Here is a 14,281-nt window from a genome sequence, read left to right as displayed (position 1 = left end):
ACCGGGCGGTGCGCGGGGCCGGGCCGGCGCCGGGGGACCGGTCGACCACGCTCACCGTGGCGACGATCGAGTCGGCCGGTGGGGCCGGCCGGCAGCGGCGGTACCGGGTGGCACGGGTGGGGGACAGCCCCGGGTTCCTGCTGACCGACGGCGCGTTCCTGCCGCTGTTCGGGTCGGACGGTCGAGCGCGGGCAGGGGCCGTGTGGGACGCGGCGACCGACTGCCTGCCCTCGCCGAGCGGGCCGGCCGAGCGGGCGGAGGGCGAGCTGGCGGCCGGGCAGGCGCTCGTGCTGACCTCGGACGGGATCGGGGTGCCGCTGCAGGACACGCCGGCCGGGCCGTACCTGGCGCGGGCGTGGGCCGAGCCGCCCGGGCCGGTCGCCTTTCTCCACCAGCTGCAGTTCGACCTGCGCAGCTACGACGACGACCGGACCGCCGCCGTCGTCTGGGCCTGGGACGAGCCGTGACCGACGACGCGGAGCTCGACGACCTCGGCCTTGCCGACCGGCTCGCCGACGGCGGGCAGGGCACGGTGTACCGGCTCACGCGACCGGCCGGCATGGTGCTCAAGCGCTACCACGACGACGTCGAGGTGCTGGCCGGCGAGCTGGGCCGGCTGATCGACCTGCCCGCGCGGATGACCGCCGCCGACCGCCGGCTGGTCACGGCCACGACCGCGTGGCCGACCGGGCGGGTGTTCCGCGACGGGCGGTGCGTCGGGCTGCTCATGCGAGAGGCGCCCGCGCGGTTCGCGACCCGGCTCGCCGGCCGCTCGTGCCTGCTGGAGCTGCAGTTCCTGCTCTACCCGCGACGGGCGATGTGGGACGCGCTGGAGCTGCCGTCCGGGGCCCAGCGCACCTGGCTCGCCGTGCACTACCTGCGGCTGTTCGAGGTCTTGCACCGCAACGGGGTCGTCGTCGCGGACGTGTCGATGCGCAACCTGCTCTGGACCCTCGCCGGCGGCCCGGCCGTGTTCGCGCTCGACTGCGACGGCTTCCGCATCGCCGACCGGCCGCCGGCGGTGCGGTCGCTGGACACCGTGGGCTGGGCGGACCCGGCGGCGCGGCGCGGGGACGCCACGGTCGACTCGGACCGGTACAAGCTGGCGCTGCTCACCGTGCGGCTGCTGCTCGGGGCGCACGCGGTGACGCCGGAGGACGTGCGCTCGTCGGCGTCCCTGCGGGCGACGCTCGGTACGGAGCTGAGCGCGCTGGCCCTGCGTGCCGCGCGGCCGGGTGCGCGGCCGCCCGCGGACTCCTGGCTGGAAGCGCTTACCGGCGCGAATGCGGAAGTGATCCAGCGTGAATATGTGGGCGACGGTCATTCTGCGGACGAGGCACGTTAAAGGCGCTTCTGACCGCCGGGATTCTCCGCAGGCACTCCTGGACGGCGCGATGTGGCCGCTGGGGGTGGCCACATCGCTCCTCTTCGCCCCAGGGCAGATACGCGTTTCCCGTATCCCCTTGCGGGACGCGGTGGGAAATTCCTGTTCGCCCGGCTCGCCCTGTCGAACACTGGAGCCAGGTCGAATTCCGGAGGTTCCGATGGGTGTGCTGGTTTCTCTTTCCACGCTGCTGCGGATGGTGGCGCTCGGGTTCGCGCTCGGTATCGTCGTGGGGCTCTATGTCGGCCTCGGCGGCGCGCCGGAGCCGGGGTCGGCGACGTGTACGCCGACCGCGGTCGAGCACTGCGAACCGAGGGAGCCGGCGCCCGCTCCGGCTCCGGCCGAGGTCGTCATCCCCGAAGCCGCGTCCTAGCCCGCCGGCGGCGACGTCGCCCGGTCAGCGCCAGCACCACGAGCACGCCGGCGCCGATGAGCCGGGTGACGTCGAGCGCGGGCTGCCAGCGGACCGTCCCGTTCTGGATGACGAACGCACCGGCCGGCCGCGCGACCAGGCCGAAGCCGCCGCCCTCGCCCTCGCGCCGGCTCTCGTCCCCGATCCTGCCGAACCCGCCGCCCCCGCCGCCGAGCACCACGGCCGCCGGGATCACGGTCAGCCCGTCCTTCTCGACGGGCTCGGCGTAGACCACCCGGGCGTGCAGCGACTCCCGCACCCTGCTGATCAGCTCATCGATCGTCATGAACACAGCTTGCCCGACGGGCGGGCCGGTGATCCGTGCCGCGGCGGGCACCGAGTCACTTGCGGTACACGGAGATGTGCATCGTCGAGTTGCCGGTGAACTCGCCGCGCTGCCAGTCGCTCCAGCGGTGCTCGAGCTCGAGGCCGGCCAGCTGGGCCATGAGGTCCATCTCGCCGTGGGTCACGTGGCGGCCGCCGATGGGGTAGAACTTCGTGCCGTTCGGTTCGAGGACGACCCACGTGCCCGTGTAGAGCTGGGTCACCGGGTCGACCACCCCGGCGGTCACCGTCAGCCTGTCGGCCTCGACCTTGAACACCTTGAACCGGCTCGTGTCGCCCGGCTTCGCGGTCGCGCCCACCGCCGTCTCCAGCACGAACCGCCCGCCGGGCCGCAGGTGCGCGGCGGCGTTGCGGAAGAGGTCGACCTGGTCCTGCTGGGTGTTGAGCACGAAGATCGAGTTGAAGGCGATGTAGGCCACCGCGAACTCGCGCTCGATCCGCACGGTCGTCATGTCCCCGACGACGGTGGTCACCGCGTCGGTCTTCTTGGTGAGCTGGGCGAGCATCTCCTCGCTGACGTCCACGCCGACGACGTCGTGCCCCTTCTCGGCGAGCGGCACCGCGAGCCGCCCGGTCCCGACGCCGAACTCGAGGAGCGGCCCGCCGTCGGCCAGCTCGGACAGCGTCGCCACCGCGCCGTCGTCGTCCATCATCCCGGCGTGAAACTCGTCGTACTGCTCCGCCCAACGTGCCCCGTACAGTCGGGGATCGAATTCCGCCATGTCGCAAACCTCCCGCGCACCGCGGCCGGCGACAAGTGTTTCGCCAGAGAGCGAAACCTGCGCCTACTCTCTGGCCGTGCTCACCACCCTGGCCGTCGAGAACTACCGGTCCCTGCGGCATCTCGTGCTGCCGCTCGCCCGGCTCACGGTCGTGACCGGGGCCAACGGGAGTGGGAAGTCCAGCCTCTACCGCGCCCTGCGGCTGCTCGCCGACGCCTCCCGCAACGGGGCCGTCGCGGCGCTCGCGCGGGAGGGCGGCCTCCAGTCGACCCTCTGGGCCGGGCCAGAGGCGGGCAGTAAGACCGGGGCAGGGACCCAGGGCACCGTCCGGACGAAGCGCGTGGGGCTGCGGCTCGGTTTCGCCGGCGACGACTTCGGCTACGCGCTCGACCTCGGCATGCCGATCCCCGCGGTCACGGAGTTCAACCTCGACCCCGAGTTCAAGCGCGAGTGCCTCTGGCGCGGGCCCGTGCTCAAGCCGGCCACCCTGCTCGCCGACCGGGCCAACGGCACCGTCCGCGCCCGCGGCGACGACGGCGCCTGGGCTCCACCCCGCAAGATCCGGCTCACCGACAGCATGCTCGCCGAGTCCGCCTCGCCCGAGGTGCTCATGATGCGCGAGCGCATCCGCTCCTGGCGCTTCTACGACCAGTTCCGCACGGACGCCGACGCACCCGCCCGCGCGAGCCCCATCGGCACCCGCACCCCCGTCCTCGACCACGACGGCGCCGACCTGCAGACCATCCGCGAGGTCGGCAACGCCGCCGCGCTCGACGAGGCCGTCGCGAACGCCTTTCCGGGCGCCCGCGTCGAGATCGCCAACCAGGACACCCGCTTCGGCCTGTGCTTCCACCAGCGCGGGCTGCTCCGCCCGCTCGACGCCGCCGAGCTCTCCGACGGGACCCTGCGCTACCTGCTGTGGGTCGCCGCCCTGCTCACCCCGCGCCCGCCGGAGCTGCTGGTGCTCAACGAGCCGGAGACGAGCCTGCACCCGGACCTGCTCGTCCCGCTCGCCGCCCTGATCGCCACCGCCGCCGAGCGCATGCAGCTGATCGTGGTCACCCACGCCCGCCCGCTGATCCGCTCGATCGAGGTCGTCGCCGAGGACCGCGCCAGCACGCTGACCCTCGTCAAGGAGCTCAGCGAGACCACACTGGACGGTCAGGGCCGCCTCGACGAGCCGTCGTGGCACTGGCCGAAGAGATGACTACTTCCGCAGCACGGTCGCGCCGTCGTAGTCCACCGTGTGGGAGATCATCTTGGCGTAGCAGTCGTCCGGGACGATGCCCTGCCCGTCGCACCAAGAGTTCGCCGCCGCGCCGTCGGCGTGGGGCAGCGGCATCACGGTGATCCAGAAGTCGCCGTACTTGAAGCTGGAGTAGTCGCCGGAGTACAGCAGCAGGGCGTCCGGGTACCGGGCCTGCGTCGCCCGGAAGTCGCGCAGGATCTCCTCGTAGTCGTACGTGATGCCGTTCGCGACCAGGCCCGGCCGCTTGGCCGACAGCTGCGGCACCCACCGGTCGACGAGGGCCTCGACGCTCGCCCGATCCGCCTCGACCTGCAGGTTCAGCTCGTCCAGGGCGGTGGCCGGGTCGGCCGGCACGGGCTGCGGCGACGGTGTCGTAGGGTCTTGCGTGGTGTACTCGGTGACTTCGGGCGGCGCGGCGACCGGCGGGACGTACTCGTCGGCGGCGACGGGCCCGCCCGGGGTGGTGGTCTTGCCGAACAACGCGAACATCGCGAACAACCCGACGACGGCCAGCGCGGCCACGCCGGCGGCGACCGCGGCAAGCACGCCTTGCCGCGACGGCGCGGCGGGCGCCGCGGGCGAGTACTGGGCCGGCGCGTACGGGTCCGAGTACTGGGGCGACACGGCATCCGGCGGCCGAAGCACCGCGCCGCATCGCGTGCAGAACTGGGTGCCCGGGCCTGGCACCTGCCCGCATTCTCGACATGCCGTCATGGCGCACTCCGCCCCGGTCCACGATTTTCGAAACCCTCGCCGAAAGAAGTGTCGCGACACGGGCGGCGGCGTTACCCGCGCCCGCCCGGCGTGCGGCAACGGGAAAGCCAACCCATTTGTGTCCGGAATTCGACAACTACCGATGTGGGCGTGAAATTGCCGAAGACAAACCCACTGCGCACCCGCTTCGCCGCGGTCCTGCTGGCGGTCACCGCGGGCGCAGCGCTGGCTCTGCTCGGGGCGCAGCTGGCGTCCGACCCGGTCAGCGGATCGTCGTCGGCGCAACGGGACGAGGCCACCGGCACGACCCCGCCGAGCGAACCGCCGCGACAGAGCAGCGCCCCACCGGAGAAGGCGGACAAGCCGGACAAGCCGACGGGCAAGACCTGCGCCGCGATCGTCGAGAGCCTGTCGCCGCGGCAGCGGCTGGCCCAGATCCTCATGGTCGGCGTCGATCCCACCTCCGCCGACTCCGCGACGAAGGTCGCCGGCGAGGAGGGGATCGGCGGGATCTTCCTCGGCGGCAACGAAACCGGGCTGCTGGTCGACGACAAGCTCGCCGGCGTGCACGACGCCGCCGCGCTGCCGCTCGCGGTGAGCGTGGACGACGAGGGCGGCCGGGTGCAGCGGGTCGACGAGCTCGACGGCGACGTGCCGAGCGCCCGGGAGATGGCCCGCACGATGAGCGTCGCCGAGGTGCACCGGCTCGCCCGCGAACGCGGGGCGGCACTGCGCGAGCGCGGCGTGACGATCGACTTCGCGCCGGTCGTCGACGTGACGACCCAGCCGGACGAGGACGTCATCGGCGACCGCTCGTTCGGCGCCGACCCCGCCGTGGTGAGCAAGTACGCGGCCGCCTTCGCCCAGGGGCTGCAGGAGAGCGGCGTCCTGCCGGTGGTCAAGCACTTCCCCGGGCACGGCCGCGCGTCCGGCGACTCGCACGTCGCGACCGTGTCCACGCCGGCACTCGCCGAGCTGCGCAAGGTCGACCTGCTCCCGTACCAGAAGGTGCTGCGCTCCACCCGGGCCGCGGTGATGGTCGGGCACATGTCCGTGCCCGGCCTGACGAACGGCGTCCCGGCGACGCTGAGCCCGGCGACCTATCGCCTGCTGCGCGGCGAGCTCGCCTTCGACGGCATCACGATCACCGACGACCTCGGCGGCATGCAGGCGGTGTCCGACCGCTACCCGCTGCCGAAGGCGGTGCTGGCCTCGCTCACCGCCGGCGCGGACATCGCGTTCTGGTCCTCCGGCGAGCAGCACGTCGACGAGGTGCTCGACACGCTGGAGCAGGCCGTGTCCGACGGCACGCTGCGCCCGGAGCGGGTGTCCGACTCGCTTACCCGCGTCCTGCGTGCGAAGGGGGCGTGCTCGGCCTAGCCGCGCGCCCGCCCCGCACGGGGTCCTGGATCCAGCTGTGCAGGTTCGCCGGCGGGTACCAGGTCGGCTGGGTCGCGGCGAGCCGGCGGTGCACGGACAGCGCGCGGGCGCAGTGGTCCAGCCAACCGTCCACAGGGGACTCGGTCGCGTGCAGCGACGACCACAGCGTCAGCTGCGCGGACAGCGAGTGGCGGAACGCCGACACCTCCGGCCGCTGCGTGCGGGTCAGGTCGGTGAGCGTGGCGCCGGCGCACTCGTAGCAGTCGCAGTGCCAGAGCGGGGCCAGCCGGCCCGCCTCGTCGAGCGGGTGGTGGCTCAGCAGGGGCGGCACGAACGCCCGCAGCGACCGGAAACCCACCGCGCCGCGGCCGGCCCGCGGTGGGACGCGGCGCAGCCGTGCCGTCGTGCCGATCGCCGCCGTGTGGGCGCCGTGCGCGAGCGCGCCGAGCGCCGAGATGTCCGAGCGGAGCAGCAGGACCGGGACCCGCACGTCGAGCAGGCTGAGCAGGCCGCGGGTCACGTACCGCACGCCGAACGGGTCCTTCGTGTGCTCGATGGCCACCGCCACCGGCACGCCGTGGTGCTCGATCTCCTCGGCGAGTCCGTCCACCGAGTGCTCGAACCAGCGCGCGGACAACGGCAGCATGGCGACCGTCGGGCCGGGCTGGCGGGCCGCCTCGGCGAGGATGCGGCGCAGCCCGCGCCAGTCGTGCGGGGCGAGATAGCCGGAGTCGGTCAGCGCGACGAGCCCAAGGTCGTGCTGCTCGGCGATCCACGACTCCCGGACGCCGACCGCCGCCGGCGCGCGCCGGCGGCCCGAGTATCTGTTGGCGTCGCACAGGATCGGGCCGGTGAAGCCGTGCTCGCGTAAGGCCTCGACCGTCTGCCGCGGGGTGCGCCCCGTCAGCACCAGCCCGGTGCCGTGCGCGCTTGCCACCCGCGCCGCGTTCTTCGCCTGTCCCAGCCGGCACTGCACCAGCAGCCGACCCGATAAGTCACCCAGCGTGTCCCCGACCATGCCCTTAACCGTGCAGCCTGGTCTTTCCCGCTGTCACGGGGTCTCAGCCGAATGCGGAGCGGCACCGACCAGATGGTTGAGGACTTGGTTGCCCTGCGCGTACGCGTCCTGTTCCACAGGAGCAATCATACACTGTCAGCGCGCGCACAACTACGCTTTGTGTTCGACTGTGCTGTCCCGGACGACGAGGTCGGTGGCCAGCTCCACCCGCGGGCTGTCCGGCTGCTCGCCCCGGGCGAGGCGCAGCACCGTCCGCGCGGCGAGCATGCCCATCTCCGTCAGCGGCTGGCGCACGGTCGTGAGCGGCGGCGAGGCCCAGCGCGCCTCCGGCAGGTCGTCGAAGCCCACGACGCTGACGTCGTCGGGCACCCGCAGCCCGCGCCGGCGCAGCGCCTCGTAGACGCCGAAGGCCATCTGGTCGCTCGCGGCGAAGATCGCGGTCGGCGGCTCGCGAAGGTCCATCAGCTCGCCGGCGCCGGTGAAGCCGGACTCGTGATAGAAGTCGCCGGGCCGGACCAGCGCGTCGTCCATCGCGATGCCCGCGGCGTCGAGTGCGGCGCGGTAGCCGTCCAGGCGTGCCCGGCTGCACAGCAGCGCCGGCGGCCCGGCGACGAAGCCGATCCGCCGGTGCCCCAGGGAGGTCAGGTGCTCGGTGGCGGCAAGCCCGCCGGCCCAGTTCGTGGCTCCGATCGTCGGCACGTCCAGCGCCGGTCCGCCCGCCGGGTCGATCACCACGGTGGGCACGTTGAGCCGGCGCAGCTCCTCCTGGTGCGAGGGCGCCAGCGTGGACGTCACGAGGATCACCCCGTCCGACGCGCGAGCCCGCAGGTTCTCCAGCCACTGCCGGGTGGCGCCCGAGTGCCGGTGCACGGCGCTCACCACGGTGCCGACGGCCGCCGCGTGCGTCACGTCCTCGACGCCGCGGATGATCTCCACCGCCCACGGGCTGTCGAGGTCGTTGAACACCAGGTCGACGAGCGCGGCGCTCTCCCGCCGCCGGGAGTTGCGGCGTTGGTAGCCGTGCTGGCGCAGCAGCTCCTCGATGCGCGCGCGGGTCGTCGGGGACACGTCCGAGCGGCCGTTGAGCACCCGCGACACCGTGGGCACCGAGACCCCGGCCGCCTCGGCGATCACGTTGATGGTGACCTTCCGACCGCTCACCTGACCCCCTCGGGAACCGAAACTTTCGACCGCCGAGCCTACCTGCTGCCCACGCCGGCGAGCCCCGCGATGAGCCACCGCCGGGCCAGCAGGTACAGCACGAACACCGGGATCGCGGTCAGCAGCACGGCCATCATCATCGCCGGCAGGTTGATCTGGAACTCGTTGCGGTAGCTCTGCAGCCCGAGCGTGAGCACCCGCCGGTCCGGGTCCTGGGTGAGGATCAGCGGGAACAGGAACTGGTTCCACGCGCCGAGCGCGGTGTAGGTGCCGACCGCGGCGATGCTGCCGCGCGACATGGGGATCACGAGCTGCCACAGGATCCGCAGCGGCCCGGCGCCGTCCACGGTCATGGCGTCGTAGAGCTCGTTCGACACGTCCCGCAGCGACCCGGCCAGCACCAGGATCACCAGCGGCAGTCCGAACGCGACGGTCGGCAGGACGATCGCGGTGAGCGAGTCGTACAGCTGCATCCGGTTGATGATCAGGTAAAGCGGGATGATCGTCGCCTGCGCCGGGATGGCCAGGCCGAACAGGAAGATCCGGAACGCGGCGCTCGCGAGCCGGGTCGTCGAGCGCACGATCGCGTACGCCGCCGGGATCGCGACCACGAGCGTGAGCACCACGCACGCCACCGTCACGACCACCGTGTTGACCAGGTAGCGCAGGAACCCGGTGTTCACCACCTCGACCAGGTTCTCGAGCGTGAGTGCCCGCGGCAGCGCGATCGGGCCGTGGTCGAGGAAGTCGTCCCGTGTCTGCAGGCTCCACGAGATCATCGTGTAGATCGGCACGCCAACGACCACCAGCCAGAGCGCCGCGAACGCCCCCGCGACCCAGTTCGGCCGATCCTTCACAGTCCCTCCATGGTGGACCGCATCTTGGCGAACCCGGAGAACTTCACGATGACGAGCGAGATCGCCGTGGCCACCACGACCAGCACGGTCGCGATCGCCGACGCGTAGCCGAAGTCGAAGGACCGGAACCCCTGGATGTACATCTCGGACGAATCGACCACGCTGGACCCGCCGGCCGCCAGGGATATCGCGCGCCGGCTCGCCGAGGAGTCGGTGGTGCTGCTCGCCAACGACGGCACGCTACCGCTGCGCGACGGCCTGCGGGTGGCGCTGGTCGGCCCGCAGGCGGACGCGGTGTCGGCGATGCTCGGCTGCTACACGTTCCCGAGCCATGTCGGCGCCCTGCATCCGGACGCGGCGCCGGGCGTGGCGATCCCGACGCTGCGCGACGCGCTCGCCGGCGAGGACGTCGAGCTGGACCACGTCGTCGGTTGCTCGGTCGACGGCGCGGACACCGCGGAGCTGTCGGCCGCGGTGGCCGCGGCCGAACGGGCGGACGTGTGCGTGGTGGCCCTCGGCGACCGCGCCGGTCTGTTCGGCCGCGGCACCTCCGGCGAGGGCTGCGACCTGTCCGACCTGCGGCTTCCCGGTGTGCAGGCCGCTCTGCTCGACGCCGTGCTCGCCACCGGTACTCCCGTCGTGCTGGTCCTGCTGACCGGCCGGCCCTACGCCCTCGGCGACTTCGCCGGCCGGTCGGCGGCGATCGTGCAGGCGTTCCCGTTCGGCCACGGTCTGTCCTATTCGGACTTCACCTGGTCCGGCGTCGCCGCCTCGGCGGTCGAGACCGGCACGGACGGCGAGGTCATCGTCGCGGTGACGGTGACCAACACCGGGTCGCGGGCCGGCGCCGAGGTCGTCCAGCTGTACCTGCACGACCCGGTCGCCCAGGTGACGCGGCCGGTGGTGCGGCTGATCGGCTACGCGAAGGTCCGGCTCGCGGCCGGCGCCTCGGCGCGGGTCTCGTTCCGGGTACCCGCCGCGGCCGCCGCGTTCACCGGGCGGGCCGGTCACCGGGTCGTCGAGCCGGGCGAGCTTTCGCTGCGGCTCGCCACCTCGAGCACGGCGGTGCGCGCGACGGTGCCGGTGCGCCTGGTCGGCCCGGAACTTCCGGTCGAGCCGGGCGCGCCGGCGGTCGTCGCCGTTACCGTGGCTTGACATGGAGACCATCGAGAGCGCGATCGTGGGCACCGGGGCGATCGCCGGGTTCCACGCGGCGAGTCTCGGGCGGCTCGACCGGTCCCGCCTCGTCGCGGCGACCGACATCGACCCGGCCGCGCTCGCCGCGTTCGGCGAGAAGTGGTCGGTGCCGCGGCTGTACCCGGACCTCGAATCGTTGCTCGCCGCTGAGTCGCCGGACCTGGTCCACCTGTGCACGCCGCCCGGCCTGCACGCCCCGCAGGCGGTCGCCGCGCTGGGTCGCGGGGCGTCGGTGCTGTGCGAGAAGCCGCCGGCGCGCAGCCTCGCCGAGCTAGACGCGATCGGGTCCGCGCAGACGGACGGGGCGTTCTTCGCGACGGTCTTCCAGCACCGGTTCGGCAGCGGGGCGGCGCGGCTGCGCGGGCTGATGGGCGACTCGCGGCTCGGCCGGCCGACCGCGGCGGTGTGCCACACGCTGTGGTTCCGGCCGGACTCCTACTTCGCGGTGCCGTGGCGCGGCGGGTTCGACGTCGAGGGCGGCGGGCCGACGATGGGGCACGGGATCCACCAGTTCGACCTGCTGCTGTCGATCATGGGGGAGTGGGAGTCGGTGGTCGCGGTGGCGGTCCGGCAGGCGAAGCCGACGGCCACCGAGGACCTCTCGGTCGCGATCGTGACGTTCGCGAACGGGGCGATCGCGACCGTTGTGAACAGCCTGGTGTCGCCGCGGGAGTCGAGCTACCTGCGGTTCGACTTCGAGCACGCGACGGTCGAGCTGGACCACGTGTACGGCTATGGGGACGACGACTGGACGGTGACGGCCGCGCCGGGGCACGAGGACCCGGTCGCGCAAGCGTGGGCGGCCGGCCCGGCCGGCGTGCGCAGCGGGCACGACGCGCAACTCACGGTCGTCCTCGACGCGCTGGCCGCCGGCGCCCCGCCGCCTGTGTCTCTTGTGGACGCCCGGCTGACCGTCGAGCTGGTCGCGGGCATCTACGCGTCGGCGTTCACCGGACGGCCGGTCGCACGCGGCGAGCTGGGGCCGGACTCGCCGTTCTACCACCGGATGGACGGGACTGGCGCGCCATGGGCCTGACGGCCGAGCCGGGTCGGCTGCGGTTCTCCCACGGGGACACGGAGCTGGCGCGGTACGTGTACGAGCCGACCGAGGTCCAGCTGGAGTCGCCGCGGCCGTACCTCCATCCACTTCGGACACTCGCCGGCGACGTGGTGTCGCTCTACCGGCCGCACGACCACGTGTGGCACAAGGGCATCGCGTGGTCGCTGCCCAATGTGAGCGACTCTTCCGGCACCGCGAACTTCTGGGGTGGCCCGACCTACCGGCGCGGCCGCGGCTACGAGCAGCTGCCGAACAACGGGTCCACGCGGCACCTGTCGTTCGACTCGGTGACGGCGGATCGGGTGACCGAGTCGCTGGCGTGGGAGACCGAGCAGGGCGAGCGCTGGTTCACCGAGGCCCGCACGCTCACCTTCGCCGTCCGCGACGCCGCGTGGACGCTGGGCTTCGCCACGAGCTTCACGAACGTCACCGACCAGGAGATCGTGTTCGGCAGCCCGACCACCGAGGGCCGGGAGAACGCCGGCTACGGCGGCCTGTTCTGGCGCGGTCCGCGCTCGTTCACCGGCGGCCGGGTGCTCGTGCCGGACGGTGTGGGTGGCGACGAGCTGATGGGGGTGCGCGCGCCGTGGCTGGGCTTCCGCGGCCAGCACGACGAGCACGGCCGGTTCTCGACGCTGCTGTTCGTGGCCTCCGCGTCCGTTCGGTGGTTCGTCCGCTCGACCCCGTTCGCGGCGGTGTGCCCGGCCCCGTTCTTCTCCTCCGAGGTCCCGGTGGCCCCCGGCGAGTCGCTGTCGTACCGCTACACGGTGGTGATCGCCGACGGCACCCCGGACCTAGCCGAGCTCGTCGAGGACCTTCTTGGCGACGGCGAACGCTGAGTTGGCGGCCGGGATGCCCGCGTAGACGGAGGTGTGCAGCAGGATCTCGGAGATCTCGGCCGGGGTCAGACCGTTGCGGACGGCGGCGCGGACGTGCATGGCGAGCTCGTCGTGGCTGCGCAGGGTGGTCAGGGCGGTCAGCGTGATCACGCTGCGGGTGCGGCGGTCGAGGCCGGGGCGGGTCCAGACCGAGCCCCACGCGGCCTCGGTTAGGTGGTGCTGGAAGGGCCGGGTGAAGTCGGTCGTGGCGGCGACCGCGCGGTCGACGTGCTCGTCGCCGAGGACGGCGCGGCGCACCTCCATGCCAGCCGCGTGGCGCGAGCGCAGGTGGTTGAGCAGGAGCGCGGTGAACTCGGCGGGGCGCTCGACGTTGCCGAGGTGGGCGGCGCGGTCGACGATCTCCAGCCGGGCGTCGGGGATCCCGGCGGCGATCCGGCGGGCGTGGTCGGGTGGCGTGGCCCGGTCCTCGGCCCCGGCGATCACGAGCGTCGGCGCTGAAACCTTGGCGAGTTCGTCCACAATGGACATCGTGCGGACGGCGTCACAGCAGGAGGCGTAGCCCTCGGCGTCCTGGCCGGTGAACATCTCGTGCAGCCACGCGGACAGGGCGGGGTTCGCGGCGCGCCCGGCGTGCGTGAGCCAGCGCTCCACCGCGGCGTGGGCCAGGCCGTTGAGCCCGTCCTCGCGGGCGGTGCGCGCCCGCTCGACCCACATCGAGTCGGGCCCGAGCTCCGCGGAGGTGCAGCAGAGGACCAGCCGGTCGAGCCGCTCGGGATGGTGCTGGGCGAGCCACATCCCGGTCATCCCGCCGAGCGACAACCCGACGAGCGAGACGCGGGCGAGCTCGAGCCGATCGAGCAGCGCGAGCAGGTCGGCCCCGAGTTCGTCGAGCGTGTACGGCCCGGTTGGCACGGGTGACTGACCATGCCCCCGCTGGTCATAACGCACCACCCGAAACCCAGCCGAGACGAGCGGCTCGACCTGGGGATCCCACATCCGCAGGTCGCTGCCCAAGGCCCCGGCGAGCACTACCACCGGCCCCTCCTCGGACCCAGCCACGACATGCCGCACCTCAACACTCACACCGCGCTCCTTACTTGTCCACAACCACCGACCCTGTCCACAGCGAACGCCACCACCCCCGATTTGTCAGCCCCCACCGGTAGAATTGGAACCGGGGCCGCCCCGGAGAGGGTGGGGGCTGCCATCCAGAGGGGTCGTTCGTCGGGCGGTCTGCGAGGTCGTGCGGGGCGCGAGCCCGTGTCAGCGGTCGCGTTCGTAGTTCGCCAGTGCCTTGTCCACGAAGGTCTCCGCCGCGCCCAGGTAGGCCGTCGGGTCCAGCAGCTCGGCGGCGCGCGCCCGGTCCAGACCCAGCGCCGGGTGCGAAGCCAGCGCCGCCACCAGGTCGCCGCCGGCCCGCACGCACTCCGCCACCGCGTCGTGAGCCTGCTGCCGGCCGATCGACGGGGCCAGCGCCGTGGTCACCCGCTCCGCCAGCAACGCCCCGCCGAGCAGGTCCACATTGGATCGCATGCGTTCGGGATCCACCACGAGCCGGGACAGGCTCGTGCGCAGCCACCACACCGCGGCGCCCGTGTCCCGAAGCAGCTCCCGCAGCGGCCGCCACTCCGCGTGCCACCCGCCCGCCGCCCGCTGGTGCTCCTGCGCCATCGCCGCCAGCAGGGTCGCCACCAGGCCTGGCGCCTGCGCAGCGCACGCCCGCGCCGACACCGCCGCCACCGGGTTGCGCTTGTGCGGCATCGTCGACGAACCGCCGACCCCGGCGCCGGCCGACTCGCTCACCTCGCCGACCTCCGTCTGTGCCAGCAGCACGACGTCCCCGGCGGTCTTCGCCACGCTCCCGCACAGCCGGCCGAGCGCGCCGGCCAAGTCCGCGACCGGCCCGCGGTCGGTGTGCCACGGCAGGTCCGCCGCGGCGAGCC

General features: G+C 73.1%; 17 protein-coding genes and 1 pseudogene. 8 read left to right on the top strand and 10 right to left on the bottom strand.

The genetic code is table 11. The features are described from left to right. The 3 genes from ACRDSK_RS24820 to ACRDSK_RS24810 form a co-directional block, all read left to right on the top strand. Positions 1–467: hypothetical protein (locus ACRDSK_RS24820; protein ID WP_431443650.1), on the top strand; the 467-nt coding region annotated here is incomplete at its 5' end. After that, complete coding sequence (locus ACRDSK_RS24815) at positions 464–1,345, top strand: hypothetical protein (RefSeq protein ID WP_431443649.1); 882 nt, start codon at positions 464–466, stop codon at positions 1,343–1,345. The genes ACRDSK_RS24820 and ACRDSK_RS24815, both read left to right, overlap by 4 nt. A gap of 199 nt (positions 1,346–1,544) precedes the next feature. After that, positions 1,545–1,757, top strand: a complete 213-nt coding sequence (locus ACRDSK_RS24810; protein WP_431443648.1) for a hypothetical protein — start codon at positions 1,545–1,547, stop codon at positions 1,755–1,757. Here the strand turns inward: ACRDSK_RS24810 and ACRDSK_RS24805 are convergent. Together ACRDSK_RS24805 and ACRDSK_RS24800 are read right to left on the bottom strand one after the other, a co-directional pair. Then, positions 1,735–2,082 (bottom strand): sporulation protein, encoded by a 348-nt coding sequence (locus tag ACRDSK_RS24805; RefSeq protein ID WP_431443647.1) that lies wholly within the window; start codon positions 2,080–2,082, stop codon positions 1,735–1,737. The two genes, ACRDSK_RS24810 and ACRDSK_RS24805, sit on opposite strands and share 23 nt — an antisense overlap. 55 nt (positions 2,083–2,137) lie before the next feature. Continuing rightward, complete coding sequence (locus ACRDSK_RS24800; protein ID WP_431443646.1) at positions 2,138–2,863, bottom strand: class I SAM-dependent methyltransferase; 726 nt, start codon at positions 2,861–2,863, stop codon at positions 2,138–2,140. Between the two features lie 76 nt (positions 2,864–2,939). On the opposite strand from ACRDSK_RS24800, the gene ACRDSK_RS24795 reads away from it, so the two are divergent. Continuing rightward, complete coding sequence (locus ACRDSK_RS24795; protein WP_431443645.1) at positions 2,940–4,070, top strand: AAA family ATPase; 1,131 nt, start codon at positions 2,940–2,942, stop codon at positions 4,068–4,070. Here the strand turns inward: ACRDSK_RS24795 and ACRDSK_RS24790 are convergent, their stop codons facing one another. Beyond that, a complete protein-coding gene (locus ACRDSK_RS24790) occupies positions 4,071–4,826 on the bottom strand; it encodes a hypothetical protein (RefSeq protein WP_431443644.1) in 756 nt (251 codons plus the stop codon). A gap of 156 nt (positions 4,827–4,982) precedes the next feature. Between ACRDSK_RS24790 and ACRDSK_RS24785 the strand changes: the two genes are divergently transcribed. Then, positions 4,983–6,206 (top strand): glycoside hydrolase family 3 N-terminal domain-containing protein, encoded by a 1,224-nt coding sequence (locus ACRDSK_RS24785; RefSeq protein ID WP_431443652.1) that lies wholly within the window; start codon positions 4,983–4,985, stop codon positions 6,204–6,206. Here ACRDSK_RS24785 and ACRDSK_RS24780 read toward each other — a convergent pair. The 4 genes from ACRDSK_RS24780 to ACRDSK_RS24765 all read right to left on the bottom strand — a co-directional run bounded on the left by ACRDSK_RS24780 (position 6,166) and on the right by ACRDSK_RS24765 (position 9,385). Beyond that, entirely contained in the window at positions 6,166–7,224 is a 1,059-nt protein-coding gene (locus tag ACRDSK_RS24780; protein WP_431443643.1) for a hypothetical protein, read from the bottom strand. The two genes, ACRDSK_RS24785 and ACRDSK_RS24780, sit on opposite strands and share 41 nt — an antisense overlap. 150 nt (positions 7,225–7,374) lie before the next feature. Continuing rightward, positions 7,375–8,385, bottom strand: a complete 1,011-nt coding sequence (locus ACRDSK_RS24775) for a LacI family DNA-binding transcriptional regulator (RefSeq protein WP_431443642.1) — start codon at positions 8,383–8,385, stop codon at positions 7,375–7,377. A 38-nt stretch (positions 8,386–8,423) separates the two neighbouring features. Then, the gene (locus ACRDSK_RS24770; protein ID WP_431443641.1) at positions 8,424–9,242 is read right to left on the bottom strand and encodes a carbohydrate ABC transporter permease; all 819 of its coding nucleotides are present in this window, start codon (positions 9,240–9,242) and stop codon (positions 8,424–8,426) included. Next, positions 9,239–9,385 (bottom strand): hypothetical protein, encoded by a 147-nt coding sequence (locus ACRDSK_RS24765; RefSeq protein ID WP_431443640.1) that lies wholly within the window; start codon positions 9,383–9,385, stop codon positions 9,239–9,241. The genes ACRDSK_RS24770 and ACRDSK_RS24765 overlap by 4 nt, the downstream gene beginning before the upstream one ends. Here ACRDSK_RS24765 and ACRDSK_RS24760 point away from each other — a divergent pair. Genes ACRDSK_RS24760 through ACRDSK_RS24750 form a run of 3 tightly spaced genes read left to right on the top strand, consistent with a single transcriptional unit; the run spans position 9,378 to position 12,338 of the window. Beyond that, the gene (locus tag ACRDSK_RS24760; RefSeq protein ID WP_431443639.1) at positions 9,378–10,397 is read left to right on the top strand and encodes a glycoside hydrolase family 3 C-terminal domain-containing protein; all 1,020 of its coding nucleotides are present in this window, start codon (positions 9,378–9,380) and stop codon (positions 10,395–10,397) included. The genes ACRDSK_RS24765 and ACRDSK_RS24760 overlap by 8 nt on opposite strands. Before the next feature lies 1 nt (position 10,398). Further along, complete coding sequence (locus ACRDSK_RS24755) at positions 10,399–11,475, top strand: Gfo/Idh/MocA family protein (protein WP_431443638.1); 1,077 nt, start codon at positions 10,399–10,401, stop codon at positions 11,473–11,475. Beyond that, positions 11,466–12,338 (top strand): PmoA family protein, encoded by an 873-nt coding sequence (locus ACRDSK_RS24750; protein ID WP_431443637.1) that lies wholly within the window; start codon positions 11,466–11,468, stop codon positions 12,336–12,338. Before ACRDSK_RS24755 ends, ACRDSK_RS24750 begins: the two co-directional genes overlap by 10 nt. Here the strand turns inward: ACRDSK_RS24750 and pcaC are convergent. The 3 genes and pseudogenes from pcaC to ACRDSK_RS24735 all read right to left on the bottom strand — a co-directional run. After that, entirely contained in the window at positions 12,294–12,641 is a 348-nt protein-coding gene (gene pcaC, locus ACRDSK_RS24745; protein WP_431443651.1) for a 4-carboxymuconolactone decarboxylase, read from the bottom strand. The two genes, ACRDSK_RS24750 and pcaC, sit on opposite strands and share 45 nt — an antisense overlap. A gap of 30 nt (positions 12,642–12,671) precedes the next feature. Then, a pseudogene (gene pcaD, locus ACRDSK_RS24740) lies at positions 12,672–13,397 on the bottom strand (3-oxoadipate enol-lactonase); the annotation flags it as partial. Positions 13,398–13,601: 204 nt separating this feature from the next. Next, the coding region (locus tag ACRDSK_RS24735; protein WP_431443636.1) for a lyase family protein at positions 13,602–14,281 on the bottom strand (680 nt) is incomplete at its 5' end.

It is taken from the genome of Actinophytocola sp. (genome assembly GCF_050699915.1).
In the GTDB taxonomy this organism is placed as follows: Bacteria; Actinomycetota; Actinomycetes; order Mycobacteriales; family Pseudonocardiaceae; genus Actinophytocola.
The sequence above is the reverse complement of the archived record's forward strand: the minus strand, read 5'-3'. Positions and strand labels throughout refer to the sequence as shown.